Source organism: Paenarthrobacter sp. A20, assembly GCF_024168825.1.
Classification (GTDB): Bacteria; Actinomycetota; Actinomycetes; order Actinomycetales; family Micrococcaceae; genus Arthrobacter.
Genome location: NZ_JALJWH010000001.1, coordinates 4,348,226 through 4,367,859, shown reverse-complemented (window position 1 = coordinate 4,367,859; position 19,634 = coordinate 4,348,226). Strand labels below are relative to the sequence as shown.

Genomic DNA, 19,634 nt, shown 5'->3' with positions numbered 1-19,634 from the left:
AGCGCTGGACAAGAATAAGTTCTGAATAAGGGAAGGCCACCGGATCTCCGGTGGCCTTCCCTTTTTGCAAAGCAGTGCGGTCAGGCTTAGCCCTGCGCCTCCTGGTAGATGCCGGCCATCCAGGACTCAACGTCGTCGGCCTTCCGCGGCAATGCGGCGCTGAGGTTGACGGGACCGTCGGCGGTCATCAGGATGTCGTCTTCGATCCGGACACCGATTCCGCGGTATTCCTCCGGAATGGCGAGGTCCTCATCCTTGAAGTAGAGGCCGGGTTCAATGGTGAACACCATGCCCTCGGTGAGGATCCCATCAAGGTAGAGTTCGCGCTTTGCCTGGGCACAGTCGTGGACGTCCAAGCCGAGGTGGTGGCTGGTGCCGTGCGGCATCCAACGGCGGTGCTGTTGGCCTTCGGGGCTGATCGCTTCCTCGACGGAGACAGGGAGGAGCCCCCATTCTGAGAGGCGTTCGGCCAGGACCGTTGTTGCCGCTGTGTGGATGTCGCGGAACTTCACGCCAGGCTGGGCCGCCGCGAAGCCGGCGTCGGCGGCGTCGAGGACGGCTTCGTACACCTTGCGCTGGACGTCGGTGAAGGTGCCGGTGGCAGGAAGGGTGCGGGTGACATCGGCCGTGTACAAGGAATCGGCTTCCACTCCGGCGTCCAGGAGCAGGAGTTCGCCGGCATTCACGGTTCCTGAGTTGCGGTTCCAGTGCAGCACCGTGGCGTTGTTTCCGGAGGCGGCAATGGTGTCGTAGCCGAGTTCGTTGCCTTCCTCACGGGCGCGGGCAAAGAAGGCACCCTCAACAACACGCTCGCCGCGCTTGTGGGTCAAGGCACGGGGGAGTGCGCGAACCACGTCGGCGAAGCCCTCAACGGTAGCCGCGACGGCGATCTTCATCTGCTCAATTTCCCACTCGTCCTTGAGGAGGCGCAGTTCAGAAAGTGCTTCGCTGAGCTTTTCGTCCAGGGCATCGAGTTCGCCGAGGTCCAAGGTCTCGGGGTCCTTGGCGGTGTTATAGCGTGCTGTGTCCACCAGGGCATCGATGTTCTCATCCACCTTGCGGACCAGCCGGATGGAAATGCCACCGATTTCCGGGGCGCCCACGTTCTTGGTGATGGCCATCTCGAGTTCGGCGATGTGCGCGGTGGGCAGGCCCAGCCGTGCTTCGAATTCGGCCAAGGTGGGACGGGCGCCGATCCAGAACTCGCCGGCGCGGGAGTCCGCGTAGAACTGTTCGGTATCGCGGCCTGCCAGCGGACGGAAGTAGAGCGTCGCGGTGTGGTGACCGCCGTCGTCGCCCTTTCCTTCCGCAACCGGCTCCAGGATCAGGACGGCGTCGGGCTCGTGGTCCAGGCCCAAACCTGTGAGGTGGGCGAACCCCGAGTGGGGGCGGAAGCGGTAGTCGCAGTCGTTGGAGCGGACCTTCAACGGTCCGGCCGGGACAACAAGCCGCTCGCCCTTGAACAGTTCGGAGAGGGTACGACGGCGGCGGGCGGCATGGTCCGCGACGGCGTCACGCGCAGGGGTCACCTGCGCGGCAGGCGCCCAATTGCTGGCCATGAATGCCTTGAAGGCATCGGACGTGGGCCTCTGTGAGCGGTTGTTGACGCGCTCTTGCAGCGGCTGGGAATTTGAGGAGTCCATGTTTTGGGTGTTTTCGGCATCGTTCACCGTTACATCGTCCCACCAGTTCCGTGAGGAGGCCAACGGCGCAGCGCTCCAAGCCGGGCTGCATCCAATAGGCTGTGAAAGTGAGGATAGACCTGCATGCGCACTCCAACGTTTCCGACGGAACCGAGACACCCGCGGGGGTGATTATTTCCGCTGTGGCGGCAGGCTTGGACGCGGTCGCTCTGACTGACCACGATTCCACGGATGGCTGGGAGCCAGCGGCTGCAGCTGCCCTGGAACATGGCATCTCCTTTGTCCCGGGCATGGAGATCTCCTGCCGAACGGAACAGGGCATCAGCGTCCACTTGCTCAGCTACCTGCACGACCCCGCCCACCCGGGATTGTTGGAGGAGATCACCAAGTCCAAGGATGCCCGGCTCACCCGTGCCGAGCACATGGTCACCTTGTTGTCCGAGGACTATCCCTTGACCTGGGACGACGTCATCCACCACGTCGCCCCGGGTGCAACTGTCGGGCGCCCCCACATTGCCGATGCTTTGGTCGCCGCTGGCGTCGTCGCCGATCGGACCGAAGCCTTCACCTCCATCCTCACCTCACATTCGCGGTACTTCGTGCAGCACTACGCTCCCAACCCGGCGTTCGCCGTCGAGCTTGTCCGTGCCGCGGGCGGCGTTCCGGTCTTCGCCCACCCGGTGGCGTCATCGCGGGGTCGCATCGTGGGGGAGCGGACGTACAGGGAGATGATCGACGCCGGACTGCTGGGACTTGAAGTCGAGCATCGGGACAACCCGGAGGATGGACGCGGGTTCCTGCGGGGGTTGGCGGCGGAACACGGCCTGCTCATGACGGGCTCCTCCGACTATCACGGAGCGGGCAAACCCAACCTCTTGGGCGAGAACATGACATCGCCGGAGGTCCTGGCACGGATCGAGGAGTTGGCAACAGGATCCACGGTGATTCGGTGAAGGGGGTCCGCTGATGGATTTGCAGCTGCTCGCATCGGTGATCGTTACGTTGTTCGTGATCATGGATCCACCCGGTACGGTGCCCATTTTCATGTCATTGACGGCCCAGATGTCCGCGAAAGACAGAAACCGCTCTGCGTTCCAGGCGCTCTTGGTGGCCACTGGCGTGATCGTGGTGTTCGCGATCTTCGGTCAGTCCATCCTGAACTACATGCATATTTCGCTGGCGGCCTTGCAGGGTGCCGGTGGCCTGCTGCTGGTGCTGATCGCATTGCAGCTCCTGACTGGTTCCACCAGCGGCGAGGAGAATGCCGCCAAGTACAAGAACGTCGCGTTCGTGCCTCTGGGTACTCCCTTGATGGCCGGTCCCGGCGCGATCGTGGCGGTCATGGTCTTTGTCCAGCAGTCCACCGAATTGTCCGAATATTTGGCCGTGGGACTTGGCATCGCGGCAGTGCTGGCCTCGCTGTACCTGGCGATGCGGTTCGCGGGTGTGGTGCAGCGCGTGCTGGGCGAGAACGGCGTGGAGCTTGTTACCAGGATCGCCGGCCTGCTGCTCTCCGCGATTGCGGTGCAGATGATCGCAGACTCCGTGACGGCCTTCGTCAAAGGCGTCGCCTGAAGCCCGGTTTGAACGTTCTAGAGGCTGGTGGGCTGGATCTCGTGGAAGACGGCCTTGGTGCCCAGTCGTTTACGCATGACCTCGATGGCCTGTTCATTCTGGTCTACGCACACAAAGCTGCGGCCCAGTTTGGCTGCCACGGCACCGAGGGTTCCGGAGCCTGCAAAGAAATCCAGGCACCAGTCGCCCTCACGGCTTGATGCTGAGACGATCCGGCGGACCAGCCCTTCGGGCTTCTGGGTGGGATACCCGGTCTTTTCGCGGCCGGTGGGCGAAACAATGGTGTGCCACCAGACATCCGTGGGCAATTTTCCGAGCTCTCGCTTTGCGGGCGTGACGAGGCCCGGTGCCATGTACGGTTCCCTGTCCACTTCGGCGTTGTCGAAATGGTACTTGGTGGGGTTCTTGACGTACACCAGGATGTTGTCGTGCTTGGTTGGCCAACGGTTCTTGGCGCGGGCGCCGTAGTCGTAGGCCCAGATGATCTCGTTGAGGAAGCATTCCCGGCCAAAGATGGCGTCGAGCATCACCTTGGCATAGTGCACCTCACGGTAATCGAGGTGAAGGTACAAGGTGCCGTCGTCAGCCAACAGCCGCCAGGCCTCTACGAGCTTGGGTTCCAGGAAGGACCAGTAGTCGCTGAAGGCGTCGTCGTAGCTGTGGAGGGCGCCCTTGATGGTGTCGTAGGACCGGCCTTTGAAGCCGACGCGGTCGCCGTCGCCGTCCGCGTTGCGGACCATGCGGGTTTCCTGGCGACGCTGGACCCGGCCGGTATTGAAGGGCGGGTCCACGTAAATGAGTGTGAAGGCGCCGTCCGGCAGCGAAGGGAGGAATTCCGCGTTGTCCGCGTGCACCACCAAATTGCCGCCGTCCGGCGCCCAAACAGTTTCAGTCATTGAGGTTTTTAGGCCTCGGCGCTGCCGGACTGGGCAGCTGCAGTCTCACCGGAGACCACTTCGCCGTTGCGGCGGCGCGTGCGGGTACGACGCGTCCTGGCAGGCTTTTCAGCGCTGTCCGATGCGGCCGTGCGGGCGTCTGAGGCGCCGGCCGCTGGGGCTGCTTCGCCTTCTGACGTACGACGGCGGCGCGTACGGTTGCGTCCACCATCGCCCTTGGATTCGCTGGAGTCGGAGTCGCCGGACTTGCCGGAACGGCCACGTCCCCCGTCGCGGCCACGGCCGCCATCGCGTCCGCCGTCCCGGCCGGAACTGCCGGAGCGTGCGTTCTTCTTGCCGGTCTCGCCGAGGTCTTCAAGTACCTCGGCGTCTACGCCGGCGAGGACGCGCTTGTTGCGCGGCAGCCTGCCCTTGGTGCCCTCGGGGATGTCCAGATCGGTGTAGAGGTGCGGTGAGGAGGAGTACGTCTCAACAGGCTCGGGAACGCTGAGTCCCAGGGCCTTGTTGATCAGGCCCCAGCGGGGCATGTCGTCCCAGTCCACGAACGTGACGGCAGTGCCCTTGTTGCCTGCGCGGCCGGTGCGGCCAACACGGTGCAAGTAAATCTTCTCGTCTTCAACGCACTGGTAGTTGATGACGTGCGTGACGTCGTCGACGTCGATGCCGCGGGCGGCAACGTCGGTTGCTACCAGGACGTCCACCTTGTTGTTGCGGAAGGCCCGGAGGGCCTGCTCGCGGGCACCCTGGCCAAGGTCGCCGTGGATGGCCGCAGCGGCGAATCCGCGGTCGACGAGTTCCTCGGCAACTTTCGCTGCGGTGCGCTTGGTCTTGGTGAAGATGATGGTCCGGCCGCGCCCGCGTGACTGCAGGATACGTGCCACGACTTCGGTCTTGTCCATGCTGTGGGCACGGTAGATGAGCTGGCGGATATCGCGCTTGGTGAGGCCTTCATCGTTCGGATCAGCAGCGCGGATGTGGGTTGGCTGCGTCATGTAGCGGCGTGCCATCGCGATCACGGGGCCGGGCATCGTGGCCGAGAAGAGCAGCGTCTGCCGAACGGCAGGGGTGCCGGCGATCAGGGTCTCAACGTCCGGGAGGAAGCCAAGGTCCAACATTTCGTCCGCCTCATCAAGAATCACCATCTTGACGTTCTTCAAGCTCAGGTGCTTCTGCTTGTAGAGGTCGATCAGGCGGCCCGGGGTACCGACAACGATTTCGACGCCCTTCTGCAGGGCATCGATCTGGGGCTCGTAGGCACGGCCGCCGTAGATGGTCGCGATGCGGGCGTTGCGCTTGCGTGAAGCAGTCTGGAGGTCGTTGGCAACCTGCACCGCGAGTTCACGCGTGGGGACGATCACCAGGGCCTGGGGTGCGCCCGGGACAGCAAGCTTTTCGTAGCCGGCGTCGTCGCGGCCGACCACACGCTGGAGCGCGGGAATGCCGAAGCCCAGTGTCTTGCCTGTACCGGTCTTGGCCTGGCCGATGATGTCGTGGCCGCTCAGGGCTACGGGCAGGGTCATTGCCTGGATGGGGAAGGGATGGGTGATCCCGGCGTCGGCCAAGGACTCAACAATGTCCGCGCGGACGTTGTAGTCAGCGAACGACTTTTCTTCGATCTCGTGGGGCGTCTCATCCGAGGTGATCGTTTCCTCGGGCTCGATGGTTTCAGTTCCGGTGGAGTCCGTCAGGACTTCATGGGTATGCAATTCACTCACAGGGAGTTTCCTTATTCATTTGGGCATTGGCGCTGCATGCTCAACGGGGGCGGCGGAGCCGTACCGGAGCACGAACGGGCGCGCAAGCAAATCCAGTGGAAGCCGATCGCGGGCTATCTAAGTACTGGCACTGGTGACCAGTTGGTACATCTCAAGATCGCGTAGGGGCGGGCTTGTTGAGTTCAAAAATTAACTGAATCAACGACCGGGCATCCATTACTACAGGCTTAGTCTATCCTCTGGCGCCGGCAAAGCCCGGATCGCCGCCGGGAAGGCCGTCAGGGAAGCAGTTGGAACCGGATCTCCCTGCTGGCAATATCAGCCTTCACCAGCCGTACCCGAACGTTGGTCCCGGACTCCAACTCGCCGTCGCAGCGGGCCGTCACGGCAGGTTCGGCAATCTGGACGACGCCGTAAGGACCGCTCCCGTTTCCATTGCCGTTACCGTTGCCCGTGCCTTTTCCGTTGGCATTGCCGTTTGAAGGCTTGGACCCGGATATGACCACGGCGTCAAACTCCTGCCCGACATGGTTGGCCACCAGCGCCGCTTCCACAGTGTCCAAGGCGGCGCGCTCGAGGCGTCCGGCCAGCTGATCCGAGGACGCCATGATGTCGGGCAGAGAGGGCAGGGCATCACGCGCCCAGGCCGGTATCGGGTGGTTATTGCTCAGGGCTTCGCAGATCACCAGGACAAAACGGTCAATGAGCCGCCGCAACGGTGCGGTGGTGTGGGCGTAGGGAGCTCCAATGGCTGCCTGAACCACATTGGCGGGCACCTCCCCGTCAAAGGGAGTGTAGCCGGCGCCGCGGAACAAGGTGCCGGCCGAGTGCAGGATGGCCAGTTGCTTGGGATCGGATGCGTCCAGCGTCCGGAGGTATTCGCCGTAGGAGGTCTTGCCGTCCCAAGGCTTTCCCAGTGCGACGGTCTGCCGTTTGAAATGGAGCAGCGAACGGTCGTCCGGCGCGGGCATGGTCCGCAGGATGCCAACCTTCCCGTCAAGCATCAGTTGGGCGGCGGCCATGCCGGTCATGAGGGAGATCTGGGCATTCCAGTCCTCCACAGGCAAGGACGGGGCGGCAGCGATCCTGTACCCGCCGCCGTCGGTCGCTTGTACTATTTCCTGTTCCGGCATGTTGAGGCTTGCGCCCCCGCGCAGCCGTTCGAGTTCAACGCGCTTGAGGCCAACTTCTTTCAGGAGTTGCAGGACGGGTGGGGCTGTTCCGTCGTCGATCTGCTGCTGGGCGCCCGTGTAGCTCAGCTTGGAAGTGCTGCGAACAACAGCGCGCGCCATCGACACTGCCACCACATCCGCTTGCGCATCCAGCTCGAATTCCCAGACGAACGCACTGCAGACCTGGCCGGCCAGCAGGCTTCCGGCGTTCTCGCTGATGACCTCCGGGTGCAGGGGGATCCGCCCGTCAGGAGCGTAGAACGTCTGCCCGCGCTGCCGTGTCTCGGCATCCAGGGCGCCGCCGGGGACCACGAAGGCCGGCACGTCGGCGATGGCGTAGAGAACCTTGTATCCGTCACCGGAGCGGTCCATGAACAACGCCTGGTCCAGGTCTGTCGACGTGGCAGGGTCGATGGTCAGGAAGGGGATTTCGCGCATGTCCCGGTCCGGTAACTTCAGGGTTTCCACGGCTTGGCGTGCTTCTGCTACGGCCGCTGCCGGATATGCACCAGGAAGGTCCAGCTCGGTCCTCAGGGCAGCCAGTGCGGCGGCAAGCTGGTCCGACGAATCGTCGACGTTGGGTGCAATCCGATGATGTGACACGAAAATCAGGTTAGCCCGAATCCGGCGGATAGTCTTGGATCATGGGCACTTCCCCGGACGCTGCAGCTTCAACCGGGCAACTCGCCGCGGAGCTGCTTGGAGCAATGGCATATGGCGAGTTGTCAGCGTTTGGGCGGCTCTCCGTCGATTCCCGCTACGCCCCCACGCTTCATGACCGCTCAGTCTTGGCAAAAATCGCCGTGGGCGCCTACGGAAACTTTGCACTCCTCAACGATCGGCTGGCCGAGATGGGCATCGATCCCGAAGAGGCCATGCTGCCGTTCCAGCGCTCCTTCGACCACTTCCATGAACGCACCAAGCCAGGGGACTGGTTCGAATCCGTCATGAAGGCCTACGTCATCGATACCGTGTCATCGGACTTTTACAGGGCCGTCGCGGTATTCCTTGATGCCACGACCCAACAGTTCGTTGATCGCGTGGCTTCTCCCGATCAGGCAACGGAGGTCCTGCGTGTCCTGCTCAGGCGGGCACTGGCCGATGACCCCCGCTTGGCCTCGCGTCTGGCCCTCTGGGGCCGCCGACTGGTGGGCGAAGCACTGACGCAGGCCCAACGCGTCGGCACGGAACACCCGCAGCTGGGGCCCACGCTGAGGAGCGGCGGCGACGCCCGTGCAGCAGTCAAGAGGCTGACCGGCGACCTCGCCGAGAAGCACGCACGACGGATGACAGGCCTCGGCCTGACTGCGTAACCTCCTGGCCGCTTGCTTCCGCTATACGGTGTCCAGTGCCTGCAACAGCGACTTGGCGGCCGCCGTCGGATCCGTGGCCTCAGTGATGGCCCGGACGACGACGATGCGGCTGGCGCCAGCGGCAACCACCTGCTCCACGTTGCTGTGGTCGATGCCGCCGATGGCGAACCAGGGGAGATCCACTTCTGCGTGTTTGACCGCTTTCGCGGCAAATGTGACCAGGTCCAGACCGACGGCTTGCCGACCGGGCTTGGTCGGTGTTGCCCAGACGGGGCCGACACAGAAATAGTCCAGTCCGGTGGGGCTCGACGACGCGGCGATTGCGGCATCGATCTGCGTAGTGGTGTGCGTGGACAGGCCTATTCCCGTGACGTTCGGCAGGAGGGCCCGGGCGGCCGTCAAAGGGAGGTCCTTTTGGCCGACATGGAACACCGGAGCCCCGGAAATACCGGCAACATCGGCGCGGTCGTTCACTGCCCAAAGCTTTCCATGACGTTGGGCCACGCTGCGCAGGACAGCCAGCATTTCCAATTCTTCGGCCGCTTCCAGCGCCTTGTCGCGGAGTTGGATGATGTCCACGCCGCCCTCGAAAGCGGCGTCCACAAAGTCTTCGAAATCGCCTTGCTGTTTGCGGGCATCGGTGCACAAGTACAGGCGGGCGGCGGAGAGGGCATCAGGCTGGGTCATGGAAACCAGAGTAGTTCCTCTAAACTGGGCACGTACTGCGGGAGCCGCGACGTTCGTTATATGACCGTCCGGCTGAGAGGGCTTCAGCGCCGACCGCTTGACCTGATCCGGCTAGTACCGGCGTAGGGAAGGAAACGAATGGCAGAATCCCGCCATACCCCCCTCCACGCAGACGTGGCGGTCGTTGGGGGCGGCATTATTGGCCTTGGCATCGCCCACGGAGCCCGGCGGCTGGGCCGCTCGGTGGCACTGGTCGATCCCGCACCGGCAACCGGAGCCACTTACGCTGCGGCAGGGATGCTTGCCCCTGTCAGCGAACTGCACTACCAGGAGGAAGACCTCCTGGAACTGATGCTGGAGTCTTCGCACCTGTGGCCGTCCTTCGCGGACGCACTTTCCCGTGAAGGTACTGACACTGGATACCGCGCGACGCCGACACTCGCCGTGGGTGCCGACGCCGCCGACCGCAGGGCGCTCGCCGATCTCCGCGCCGTACAGCTTGGAGCCGGCCTGGCCGTTGAACCACTGGCCCTTCGCGACGCGAGGGTGCGCGAGCCGCTCCTCAGCCCGCAAATCTCCTGCGCCTTCGACATCCCAGCCGATCACCAAGTGGATCCCCGGAAGCTGGCGGCCTGCCTGGTGACTGAACTGGAGAACCACTCGCACCGGGACGCTACGTGGGTGCACGGAACGGATGACGGGTACGGGGTCCGTGCCGGCGCCCGCCGGTTGTTGTGGGACGGTGGGCGCGTCTCAGGAGTGGAGCTCGACTCCGGCGCCACTGTCCACGCCAGTGAAACCGTGGTGGCCAACGGTCTGGGGGCCGTGGAGTTGTCCGGACTCCCTGACGGTCTCAGCCTTCCTGTGAGGCCGGTATACGGCGACATCCTCAGGCTTCGCGTCCCCGACCACCTGCGGCCGTTGGTGACTTCCACAGTCCGCGGCATGGTGCGCGGCGTACCGGTGTACATCGTTCCCCGGGATGATGGCACCGTGGTCATCGGGGCCACCCAACGCGAGGACGGCTTGTCTGCGTCATCCAACGCTGTCTCAGCCGGCGGCGTATATCAACTTCTGCGGGATGCCCAAACCCTGGTCCCTGCCGTGGCGGAATTGGAACTCCTTGAAGCAACAGCCCGGGCCCGCCCCGGGACTCCGGATAATGCACCGCTTCTTGGCCGCGTCGCCACTACCAGCGGAGACGTTGACGGGCTGGTGATCGCCACAGGATTCTTCCGTCACGGTGTTCTCCTGACACCCGTGGCCGCCAGGATCGTGTGCGACCTGATCAACGGTTCGGCAGACCCCCGATGGGCGCACTTCCGTCCGGACCGTTTCGCCACGAACACATCCCTATCGCGGGCTCTTACGCCGGCACACGTTCCGAGTAAGGAAACAGCATGAACATCAAACTCAACGGATCCGACCACGCAGTGCCGGAGGACGCTTCCGTCAGCACACTCGTCACCGCTGTCACCGGCCGCGTCCTGGACCACCGCGGACAGGCAGCCGACGGCGGCAAGCTGGGTGTCGCCGTCGCGCGCAATTCCGAGGTGGTGCCGCGCAGCCAATGGTCTGCGACAGCGCTCGCCGCCGGAGACGAACTCGAACTCGTTACCGCAGTCCAAGGAGGCTGAAGCATGACAACAGCAAACACTGAGGTCCGCACCACGGACGTACCTACCGACGCGCTGGTGATCGAGGGCGTCGAATTCGGCTCCCGCCTGATCATGGGGACAGGAGGTGCCCCGAGCCTGGACGGTCTGGGCGCCGCACTCCTGGCCTCCGGGACCGAGCTCACCACTGTGGCCATGCGGCGCTACTCGCCGGCCGAAACCGGATCGCTCTTCCAACTCCTTGTGGACCATGGCATCCGCGTGCTGCCCAACACGGCGGGTTGCTTCACTGCCAAGGACGCCGTGATGACCGCTGAACTGGCGCGCGAGGCCCTGGAGACCGACTGGGTGAAGCTGGAAGTCATCGCGGACGAACACACACTGCTTCCGGACGCCGTGGAGCTGGTGGATGCAACGGAACAACTGGTGAACCGGGGCTTCAAGGTTTTCGCCTATACCAATGATGATCCCGTACTGGCACTCAGGCTCGAGAACCTGGGAGCCACTGCCGTCATGCCGTTGGGCTCACCCATTGGGACGGGCCTCGGCATCCTGAACCCGCACAACATCGAGCTCATCGTGTCCCGGGCCTCAGTCCCGGTGGTGCTCGATGCTGGAATCGGGACGGCATCCGACGCCGCCCTCGCCATGGAGTTGGGCTGCGACGCCGTCCTGTTGGCCACCGCAGTGACCAGGGCGCAGAACCCGGTACAGATGGGCGAAGCCTTCAAACACGCCGTCATCGCCGGTAGGCTGGCCAAGCAAGCAGGCCGGATTCCGCGGCGAGAGCACGCCTTGGCGTCCTCAGCCATGGAGGGCCGGGCGGAGTTCCTCTAGATGCAGGGTTCTCCTGTGTGGAAGGAGTAGTCGTGGCGGGCAACGATGACCACCTGACTCAGGCGGATGTCGAAGGCGCTCTTCGGGACCTTCCGGACTGGAGATATCAGGATGGCCTCGTCACCGTCTATAAAACCCCGACGGCAGCCCTGGCCCTGGCTCTTATCGCCGCGATCGGCCGGATCGCCGAAGAACAAAACCATCATCCGGATCTTGACTGGCGTTACAACCGGGTGTTCGTGCGCTACGTCTCCCACGATGCGGGTGGGCAGGTGACCCAACGCGACGTCGCCGCCGCGGCTTCCGTGAGTGAGGCCGCAGCCGGGATTGGTGCCGCCGCCCAGCCGGAGCGCTATCGGGGCGCCTGAACAGGACTGGCGGAGCGTTAAAGCAACAGTGACCATCACCCGAGGGGCGATGGTCACTGTTGCTTGGTTGTCGCTGTTAGAGCCTCAGTGCTTTGGTCAGGGCGGCAGTATCGTGCTGGGTGCGTGTTCGGCCCAGGAAGACCACTACGCCGGCGGCGGCAGCTGTCCCCAGAACGATCGGCAGGACCCAAGGGATCCACGTTGCGCCTGGCTGGTAGCCCAGACCGGCACTAATGAAAGCGATCCAGCTCAGGGTGCCCACGGCTGCAGAGACGCCGGCCGGCAAGGCGATGCCGTACTTGCCGTGCCTCTTGTCGTTGGCCCACACGATGAAGCCGGTGGCAACGGTGGCCAGAACCACCACCACGAGTGAAAGCATTAAGACTCCTTAGCGGACGACGTTAGGTGGGCAATGCCCTAGAGGGCGCCGAAACCGACGCGGCGGACTTCCTCGGCGCCAATCTCCACGTAACCCAGGACACTGCCGGGGACGATGATCTGGCGGCCCTTCTCATCGGTCAGGCGCAGTTCCGAGCCCTTGGACACGGCTTCGGCCACGATCTTGGCAACGGCATCGGCATCCAAAGCGGATTCGAGCACGATTTCACGGCCAACGTTCTGAATGCCGATCTTTACTTCCACAGCAAGGCCTCCAAGCCAATCAAGTGTTAAGTCAGTCCTCTATTTGTAGCCTAGGACTCTTTGGGGAATCGACTGATTCCGCGCCAAGCTAAACGATAGATCAGATCACTGGCCACATCGAGGTCCAGGTTTCCATCCGTTTCAAGCCAGTACCGCGCGCTGACCTGCGCCATTCCAGCCAGACCGCGGCCAAGAAGTTGTGCCTCCAGGGGCGGCAGCTTGGTGTCTTCCGCAATGACGTGGGCGACTGCGTCGGCGAACGTCTTGTTGAAAGTCTCCAAACGGGAGCTGACATCGGGATCATTAATAAGGTCGGACTCGAACACCAGGCGGTGGGCTTGGTCGTCATCAGCGATAAACCTGTAATAGGCGCGCATCACAGCCTTAACGCGTTCCTTGTTGTCCGTGGTGGAGTTCAAGGCACTGAGCATCAGTTCCGTCAGCGTTGCCAAGTGGCTGTCCAGGAGGGCCATGTAGAGCTCTCGCTTGGAGGGGAAGTGCTGGTACAGCACAGGCTTGCTCACGTGGGCAGCCTCTGCGATTTCGTCCATGGCAGCGCCATGGAAACCGTTGGAGACGAATACTTCCAACGCCGCGTTCAGTAACTGTGCGCGGCGCTCGTCCCGCGGCAACCTTGGTGAACGCGTTGAACCAGCCCGTTCCTGCTTGGCCGGTGCCCCATCGCTTGCCCGTGTGCCGTCAGCCACAGTCTGCCGCCTTTCCTTTGCAGTTATGACCACTCTACTCGTGGGTAATATGACCGGGCGGCATCGGCAGGCATACATTGGGGTATGGCCTCAATTGTTGCTGCCCACTCTGCTGCGCCCGCTGTCCTGCCGCCCCTCGTTGAACCTGCTGCCGAACTCACGCCGGCCGAGGTGGAGCGATACTCCCGGCATCTCATCATTCCGGAAATCGGCGCCGTGGGCCAACGCAGGCTTAAGAATGCGAAAGTCCTCGTCATAGGCGCAGGGGGACTTGGTTCCCCGGCCCTGTTGTATTTGGCGGCTGCCGGTGTTGGCACGCTCGGCATAGTGGACGATGACGTCGTTGACCTCAGCAACCTGCAGCGCCAGGTCATCCACGGCGTCAAGGACGTGGGCATTCCAAAGATCGAGTCCGCACGCAATGCCATCACCGAACTCAATCCGTTGGTGAGCGTGGTGCTGCACAACGTTCGCCTCGACTCCTCGAATGCCCTGGACTTGTTTGCGCAGTATGACCTCATACTGGATGGCGCCGACAACTTCGCCACCCGATACCTCGTGAACGACGCCGCAGCCATTCTCGGCAAACCATACGTATGGGGTTCCATCTTCCGTTTTGACGGCCAGGTAAGTGTTTTCTGGGCTGACCACGGACCTACCTACCGGGACCTGTATCCCGAAGCGCCACCCGCCGGCTCCGTGCCGTCCTGTGGTGAGGGCGGCGTTTTCGGCATGTTGTGCGCAGCGGTTGGCTCGCTCATGGTGACCGAAGCGGTGAAGCTGATTACCGGCGTCGGGCGTTCATTGCTGGGACGCGTCGCGCTCTTTGACGCCTTGGGCGGCAGCTGGCGCGAGATCAGGGTTTCGAAGGATCCGGAAGCCGACCCCATCACCGAACTCACCGACTACGAGGCCTTTTGTGGTGTGACGCCCTTGGCTCCGACTGACCGGGACCACACCGTGTCCGCCAAGGAACTCGCCGGACTGCTGGCTGAGCGGGAGTCTGGGGAGAGGGACTTCGAGCTGGTGGATGTCCGCGAATCGGGCGAGCACAGCATCGTGAGCATCGACGGTTCCGTCCTCATACCGCAGGGCAGGATCCTCTCCGGTGAGGCGTGGGTGGACTTGCCGCTGGACAAGGACATCATCTTCCATTGCAAGGCCGGTACGCGCTCCGCTGCTGCCCTGGAAGCTGCGCAGAAGGCGGGCTACAGCCGCGTCCGGCATCTCGACGGCGGCATTCTCGCCTGGGTCCGCGACGTGGAGCCCGGGAAGCCGAGCTACTAGTTCGTTGCTGCCGGGCCGGTGCGTCTGGGAAGCTCAACCATGAGCGAAATCACGGATACACCCCAGCAGCCGCTTGGTTCGGAATTCGGACACGGCTCCACGGCCATGGACGTTGTGTCGGGAGTCGACCTCTCAGGCAGGACGGCTATTGTGACCGGCGGATACTCAGGCCTCGGACTGGAAACGGTGCGTGCCCTGGTTTCAGCCGGAGCGCAGGTAACGGTTCCGGCCCGCAGGCTGGAGCACGCCCGAGTCGTCCTTGCGGAAGCCGGCCTGGCCAACGACGTACAGATTGACCAACTGGATCTGGCAGACCAAGGCAGCGTGAAGGATTTTGCGGCACGCTTCCTGGAAGGGCAGAGCACCCTGGACATCCTGATCAACAACGCCGCCATCATGGCAAGTCCAGAGCAGCGTGTGGGGCCGGGGTGGGAAGCGCAGTTCGCCACCAATCATCTGGGGCACTACACTCTGGTCAACGTTCTCTGGCCGGCCTTGGCTGCTTCCGGTGACGCCCGCGTTGTTTCCTTGTCCTCCACCGGCCACAAGCTGTCCTCCATCCGGTTCGACGACATCAATTTCACTGCCGGCTACGACAAATGGCGAGCCTATGGCCAGGCCAAGACCGCGAATGCGCTTTTTGCCGTCGAGTTGGACCGGCTGGGCCGGGACTTCGGCGTGCGTGCCTTCGCGGTGCACCCTGGGGGCATCATGACCGAGCTGCAACGTCACTTGCCCAAGGAAGAGATGGTGGCCGCAGGCTGGATGGACGCCGAGGGCAATCTTCGTGAGGGTTTCAAGACGCCGGAACAAGGTGCAGCGACGTCGCTGTGGGCTGCTACGTCCAAAGCGCTGGCTGGCAAGGGCGGTGTCTACTGCGAGGACTGCGATATAGCGCATCCCACGGAGAAGGAGTCACCGCTGGCGCGTTATCAGGGAGTAGACCCCCACGCCGTCGACAAGGACGCGGCAAGGAAACTGTGGGAGCTTTCCGCTGGGATGACGGGAGTGAACGCTTTCGCCTAGCGGTTGCGTCAGGCGCTTTCGGAGCGGAGTTGCTGGTGGTCCACGGGGCACTCCGCGGCCGGGGTTGCTGACTGCGGCTGTTCCACCTGGATACCGTAGAGGGCCTCAAGGGCGGCTACATAGTCATCTTGTTGGCCGTTGGCAGCGAGTTCGCGCGCACGGACCGTCGGGATGTGGAGGAGTTGCTTGACCATGCGGCGCAGCGCGAACTCAACCTCTTCGGCGGCAGCAGTGCAACCGTGGCGGGCGCGCACCTTTTCCATCTCGGCGTCCAGGACATTCATGGTGTGGCGTCGCAGCGCCACAATGGCCGTGTCCACAGACCGGGCCTCGCGCTCTGACTCGAAGGACGCGGCAGCCCCGGTGACGATTGCGCTGGCCTGGGACAGCGATTCTGCTTGTTCCTGGGGTGCGGCGAGACGAACGGACTCAAGCGTCAGGAGCTCAACGCCGTCGAGTTCTCCCACAGCGGGGTCGAAGTCATGGGTAAGGGCAAGGTCGATCGCGATCAACGGCTTGCCCGAGTTTTCCCGGACGCGGGCAAGTTCAGCGGCCTCCACCCGGTTGTCGGAACCGCTGCAGCCAATCATGACGTCAGCTGCGGCAACAGCAGCGGGGAGCGTGTCGGCGTCGAGCGCGGTCCCACCGCGGGTGGCGACGAAGCCTTCGGCGCGGCCGGAGGAAGAATAGACGGAGACCTCAGTGCAGCCGCGTTCCCTGAGCAGCGACATTGTGGCGCCGGCATACGCTCCGGTACCGAAGACGACTACCTGTTTGGTCGACCAATCATCGTTTTCAGCGAGGTCAGTGGCGAGGTCCAATGCAACGGAGACGATGGAGAGGCCGCGGGAGCCGAGGGCAGTCTGCGCACCGACATCCTTGGCGGTCTTGGAAGCCGCCTGGAAAAGCCTGACGAGCCCGGAGCTAGCCGTGCCTTCCTGCTGGGCGGTAATCAGTGCCCGGCGTACCTGGCCGGCGATTTCACGTTCGCCCACAACCGCGGAGTCCAGGCCCGCGCTCACGGCGAAGAGGTGCCTGGTGACATCGGCTCCAGTGTGGGTGGCGAAGGAGCGGGATACGAGTTGCTCGTTGAGGCCGCTCAGCTCACTGATCTGCGAAACGAGGGCGGAGCGGGCTGCTTCAAGGTCGGCCCCATTGGCTGTTTCCCCGTAAACCTCGTAGCGGTTGCAGGTGGCCAACACCACCGTTCCGGAAACCACAGGGGAATCGATGAGGGCAGCGGAGGCAAGCCCAGAGGAACCGTTGCTCAACTGAGCGACAGTTTCGAGGTCGATGTCGGCGTGTGTAGCCACCAATGAGAAAAGAACCACAGCACCCCAATCATAGCTTTTTCGTAGCCCGGTAGAACAATGTGGCGCCGTGGTGATCCACACGCAGGCGAGTGATCCCGGCCACAACGGCCCGGGCGGGGCGCGACGTGACAGCTTGTCGTTATCTTTTGCCCCGGATTTTCGGCACAATCGAAGGCATGACTTCTAGCGCGGCAGCATCCAACAGTACGGCCTCCACCGCCCCGGCGGGAACCCTCGGCGCCAACCACCCGCTGAAGGACGGCCGCACCTCGGACTCCCCGTTGATCACGGCCTACCGCGGTGGCACGCCCTCCCGCAGGCCCGTGTGGTTCATGCGCCAGGCCGGTCGCTCCCTGCCCGAGTACCTGAAGGTGCGCGAGGGCGTTGCGATGCTTGACTCATGCCTGAGGCCCGAGCTGGCCGCTGAGATCACGCTTCAGCCGGTCCGCCGCCACGACGTCGATGCCGCTATCTTCTTCTCCGACATCGTCATCCCCTTGAAGCTTGCCGGGGTGGGCGTGGACATCGTCCCCGGTGTGGGTCCGGTTTTGGACAAGCCCGTGCGCACGGCTGAGGACGTGGCGGCACTTCCCACTCTGACCTGGGAAGCGCTTGAACCCATCCGCGAAGCCGTCCGCCTGACAGTTGCCGAACTTGGCAAGACGCCGCTGATCGGGTTCGCCGGTGCACCGTTCACCCTTGCTGCCTACATGGTTGAGGGAAAGCCGTCGCGTGACCACCTCGGCCCGCGGACCATGATGCACGCTGATCCTGAAACGTGGGAAGCCTTGGCGAACTGGGCAGCCGATACCTCCGGCATGTTCCTGCAGGCGCAACTTGAGGCCGGCGCTTCGGCCGCACAGCTCTTTGACTCCTGGGCAGGATCCCTGGGTCTGGCCGACTACACCAAGTACGTGGCACCTGCCTCGACGCGGGCCCTCGACCACGTCCGCGGTTTGGGGGCTCCGCTGATTCACTTCGGCACCGGCACGTCCGAGCTCCTGGTCGCCATGCGCGATGTCGGTGTGGACGTGGTGGGCGTTGACTACCGCCTGCCCCTCGACGAGGCCAATCGTCGCTTGGGTGGAACAGTGCCGTTGCAGGGGAACATCGATCCCGCGCTGCTTTCGGCACCGTGGGAGGTCCTTGAAGCACACGTCCGCGAGGTCATCGCGGCGGGCGCGCACGCGCCGGGCCATGTCCTGAACCTCGGCCACGGCGTTCCTCCGGAGACGGACCCCACGGTACTGACGCGCGTCGTGGAGCTCATCCACTCGATCGCCGCAGAGTAGGGCCAATGCGCGGGGGACACTCAACTCCAAAGACGCACCCACCCAAGGAAACCGCCGTGGTGGTGGGTGGAGGGATCTCGGGCCTTCTCGCTGCGCGGGAACTCGCTTTGGCGGGCATGTCTGTCACGGTCCTGGAGGCACGCCAGGAGTGGGGAGGTTGCGTTGGGAGCCACGTCGTGGCGGGACTGCGCCTTGACAGCGGCGCCGAGTCCTTCGCCACACGGTCTCCGGCCGTAGCCGACCTAGCGCGCGAACTCGGCTTGGCGGACAACATCGTTTCCCCACACCCTGGAGGTGCCTGGGTGCAATTGCCGGATGGCCCGCAGGAACTGCCCAAGACCGGCGTCCTGGGCATTCCCGCCAATCCCTGGGACCGGGAAGTCCGCCGTTCCCTGGGGCTGATCGGCGCCATCAGGGCATCCATGGACCGCTGGCTGCCTGCATCGATCGGAACCTCTGCCGAGGTCACCAGCGTCTCATCATTGGTACGTGTCCGTATGGGCAAGAAGGTCCTGGAACGTTTGGTGTCCCCGGTAGTGGGTGGCGTTCACTCCGCCGATCCCGGCCTCCTGGACATTGACATGGTTGCGCCCGGGCTCAGGGCAGGTATCCGCAAGTACGGTTCGCTTGCTGCCGCTGTCGCGGCCCAGCGCAAGCACGCCACCGGCTCCGCCTCCAGTCCAGCAAAGCCAGGGTCCGCCGTCGCCGGTTTGAAGGGTGGCATGAACACGCTGGTGGCTGCGTTGGTCGGCGACCTACGGAAGCGCGGAGTCGATTTGCTGACCGGCAAACATGCCGATGCCGTCGTGAGGACCCGCGATGGCTGGCTGGTTACCGCGGGCGATTCCGCGTACGACGCCGGCCGGCTGGTCGTCGCGCTCGACGGTCCTGCCGCCGTCGGGCTGCTGGAGCCGTCCCTGCCCGGGTTGTCCGGCCTGCGTCCCGCTCCGGGGCCGTTGGTCAGCCTGGTGACGATGGTGGTGGACTTGCCGGAGTTGGATCGAAGGCCCAGGGGCACAGGCATCCTGGTTGCGCCGCAGACCCCCGGAATCAAAGCCAAGGCACTGACGCACGCGACTGCCAAGTGGGATTGGTTGGCAGCAGAAGCCGGTCCGGGTACGCATGTCCTGCGACTTTCCTATGGGCGGCGCGAAGAGACTGGTGGGGGAGCGGAATCCGCCACCGACGACGGTTCCCTCTTGGCTGCGGCCCTGGAGGACGCGTCAGCATTGTTGACGGTTCCGGTGTCCCGTGCGGACATTGTTGATTGGGATGTGGTGCGCTGGTCCGGCGCCCTGCCCTTTGCTGCCGTTGGTCATAAACAGCGGGTTGCGCAGGTGCGCAAAGCGTGTGCCGAAGTGGATGGCTTGACTGTCGTGGGCGGCTGGCTGGCCGGAAATGGCTTGGCGGCCGTGGTGGCGGACACCCGGGGGCAGCTGGCGACGGGATGGGGCCAAAAGCACTCCCGTCTGTGATTTGTGTCACTTCTACGCGTTGTAGAACTGATCCGTTTCGACTTAGGGGCTGGCACGGGGCAAACTTGAA

20 protein-coding genes and 1 riboswitch are annotated in these 19,634 nt (G+C 63.8%); of the genes, 11 read left to right on the top strand and 9 right to left on the bottom strand.

The window, feature by feature from the left end:
- Positions 1 to 86: 86 nt before the first annotated feature.
- Positions 87 to 1,670, bottom strand: coding sequence for an aminopeptidase P family protein (locus tag J3D46_RS20225; protein ID WP_253468622.1), 1,584 nt, complete (start codon positions 1,668 to 1,670; stop codon positions 87 to 89).
- An 80-nt stretch (positions 1,671 to 1,750) separates the two neighbouring features.
- Between J3D46_RS20225 and J3D46_RS20220 the strand changes: the two genes are divergently transcribed.
- Positions 1,751 to 2,596, top strand: coding sequence for a PHP domain-containing protein (locus J3D46_RS20220; RefSeq protein ID WP_231337921.1), 846 nt, complete (start codon positions 1,751 to 1,753; stop codon positions 2,594 to 2,596).
- A gap of 13 nt (positions 2,597 to 2,609) precedes the next feature.
- Positions 2,610 to 3,218 carry a MarC family protein gene (locus J3D46_RS20215; protein WP_231337922.1) on the top strand — a complete coding sequence of 203 codons (609 nt, stop codon included), beginning with the start codon at positions 2,610 to 2,612 and terminating at the stop codon, positions 3,216 to 3,218.
- A 17-nt stretch (positions 3,219 to 3,235) separates the two neighbouring features.
- Here J3D46_RS20215 and J3D46_RS20210 read toward each other — a convergent pair whose 3' ends face one another.
- The 3 genes from J3D46_RS20210 to J3D46_RS20200 form a co-directional block, all read right to left on the bottom strand.
- Positions 3,236 to 4,114: a site-specific DNA-methyltransferase gene (locus J3D46_RS20210; RefSeq protein ID WP_231337923.1), complete on the bottom strand. Its 879-nt coding sequence runs from the start codon at positions 4,112 to 4,114 to the stop codon at positions 3,236 to 3,238.
- Positions 4,115 to 4,122: 8 nt separating this feature from the next.
- Positions 4,123 to 5,829, bottom strand: a complete 1,707-nt coding sequence (locus J3D46_RS20205; protein ID WP_231337924.1) for a DEAD/DEAH box helicase — start codon at positions 5,827 to 5,829, stop codon at positions 4,123 to 4,125.
- A 278-nt stretch (positions 5,830 to 6,107) separates the two neighbouring features.
- The gene (locus J3D46_RS20200; RefSeq protein WP_231337925.1) at positions 6,108 to 7,604 is read right to left on the bottom strand and encodes an RNB domain-containing ribonuclease; all 1,497 of its coding nucleotides are present in this window, start codon (positions 7,602 to 7,604) and stop codon (positions 6,108 to 6,110) included.
- A gap of 41 nt (positions 7,605 to 7,645) precedes the next feature.
- On the opposite strand from J3D46_RS20200, the gene J3D46_RS20195 reads away from it, so the two are divergent.
- Positions 7,646 to 8,314, top strand: a complete 669-nt coding sequence (locus J3D46_RS20195) for a ferritin-like fold-containing protein (RefSeq protein WP_231337926.1) — start codon at positions 7,646 to 7,648, stop codon at positions 8,312 to 8,314.
- Between the two features lie 21 nt (positions 8,315 to 8,335).
- On the opposite strand, the gene thiE is transcribed toward J3D46_RS20195, so the two are convergent.
- The gene (gene thiE / locus J3D46_RS20190) at positions 8,336 to 9,001 is read right to left on the bottom strand and encodes a thiamine phosphate synthase (protein ID WP_231337927.1); all 666 of its coding nucleotides are present in this window, start codon (positions 8,999 to 9,001) and stop codon (positions 8,336 to 8,338) included.
- A gap of 27 nt (positions 9,002 to 9,028) precedes the next feature.
- Positions 9,029 to 9,147, top strand: a riboswitch (TPP riboswitch).
- Between thiE and thiO the strand changes: the two genes are divergently transcribed.
- The 4 genes from thiO to J3D46_RS20170 all read left to right on the top strand — a co-directional run bounded on the left by thiO (position 9,140) and on the right by J3D46_RS20170 (position 11,822).
- Positions 9,140 to 10,405 carry a glycine oxidase ThiO gene (thiO, locus tag J3D46_RS20185; RefSeq protein WP_231337928.1) on the top strand — a complete coding sequence of 422 codons (1,266 nt, stop codon included), beginning with the start codon at positions 9,140 to 9,142 and terminating at the stop codon, positions 10,403 to 10,405. It overlaps the preceding riboswitch by 8 nt.
- Positions 10,402 to 10,638: a sulfur carrier protein ThiS gene (gene thiS / locus J3D46_RS20180; RefSeq protein ID WP_159703647.1), complete on the top strand. Its 237-nt coding sequence runs from the start codon at positions 10,402 to 10,404 to the stop codon at positions 10,636 to 10,638. The genes thiO and thiS overlap by 4 nt, the downstream gene beginning before the upstream one ends.
- A 3-nt stretch (positions 10,639 to 10,641) precedes the next feature.
- Entirely contained in the window at positions 10,642 to 11,454 is an 813-nt protein-coding gene (locus J3D46_RS20175; RefSeq protein ID WP_256491633.1) for a thiazole synthase, read from the top strand.
- 32 nt (positions 11,455 to 11,486) lie between these two features.
- Positions 11,487 to 11,822, top strand: coding sequence for a 4a-hydroxytetrahydrobiopterin dehydratase (locus J3D46_RS20170; RefSeq protein ID WP_253468620.1), 336 nt, complete (start codon positions 11,487 to 11,489; stop codon positions 11,820 to 11,822).
- Positions 11,823 to 11,898: 76 nt separating this feature from the next.
- Here J3D46_RS20170 and J3D46_RS20165 read toward each other — a convergent pair whose 3' ends face one another.
- From J3D46_RS20165 to J3D46_RS20155, 3 genes are read right to left on the bottom strand one after another with little or no spacing between them, the layout of a single operon-like run.
- Positions 11,899 to 12,201: a hypothetical protein gene (locus J3D46_RS20165; RefSeq protein ID WP_231337930.1), complete on the bottom strand. Its 303-nt coding sequence runs from the start codon at positions 12,199 to 12,201 to the stop codon at positions 11,899 to 11,901.
- 38 nt (positions 12,202 to 12,239) lie between these two features.
- Complete coding sequence (locus J3D46_RS20160) at positions 12,240 to 12,464, bottom strand: DUF3107 domain-containing protein (RefSeq protein WP_026539987.1); 225 nt, start codon at positions 12,462 to 12,464, stop codon at positions 12,240 to 12,242.
- A gap of 50 nt (positions 12,465 to 12,514) precedes the next feature.
- Entirely contained in the window at positions 12,515 to 13,249 is a 735-nt protein-coding gene (locus J3D46_RS20155; protein WP_253468618.1) for a TetR/AcrR family transcriptional regulator, read from the bottom strand.
- 6 nt (positions 13,250 to 13,255) lie between these two features.
- Between J3D46_RS20155 and moeB the strand changes: the two genes are divergently transcribed.
- Together moeB and J3D46_RS20145 are read left to right on the top strand one after the other, a co-directional pair.
- A complete protein-coding gene (gene moeB, locus J3D46_RS20150) occupies positions 13,256 to 14,458 on the top strand; it encodes a molybdopterin-synthase adenylyltransferase MoeB (RefSeq protein ID WP_231337932.1) in 1,203 nt (400 codons plus the stop codon).
- A 39-nt stretch (positions 14,459 to 14,497) separates the two neighbouring features.
- A complete protein-coding gene (locus tag J3D46_RS20145) occupies positions 14,498 to 15,484 on the top strand; it encodes an SDR family NAD(P)-dependent oxidoreductase (protein ID WP_253468616.1) in 987 nt (328 codons plus the stop codon).
- An 8-nt stretch (positions 15,485 to 15,492) separates the two neighbouring features.
- Here the strand turns inward: J3D46_RS20145 and J3D46_RS20140 are convergent, their stop codons facing one another.
- Complete coding sequence (locus tag J3D46_RS20140) at positions 15,493 to 16,815, bottom strand: glutamyl-tRNA reductase (RefSeq protein ID WP_231337934.1); 1,323 nt, start codon at positions 16,813 to 16,815, stop codon at positions 15,493 to 15,495.
- Positions 16,816 to 16,973: 158 nt separating this feature from the next.
- Between J3D46_RS20140 and hemE the strand changes: the two genes are divergently transcribed.
- Both hemE and hemG read left to right on the top strand, forming a co-directional pair.
- Positions 16,974 to 18,089 carry a uroporphyrinogen decarboxylase gene (gene hemE, locus J3D46_RS20135; RefSeq protein ID WP_231337935.1) on the top strand — a complete coding sequence of 372 codons (1,116 nt, stop codon included), beginning with the start codon at positions 16,974 to 16,976 and terminating at the stop codon, positions 18,087 to 18,089.
- A 5-nt stretch (positions 18,090 to 18,094) separates the two neighbouring features.
- A complete protein-coding gene (gene hemG / locus J3D46_RS20130; protein ID WP_253468613.1) occupies positions 18,095 to 19,564 on the top strand; it encodes a protoporphyrinogen oxidase in 1,470 nt (489 codons plus the stop codon).
- The last annotated feature ends 70 nt before the right edge of the window (positions 19,565 to 19,634 follow it).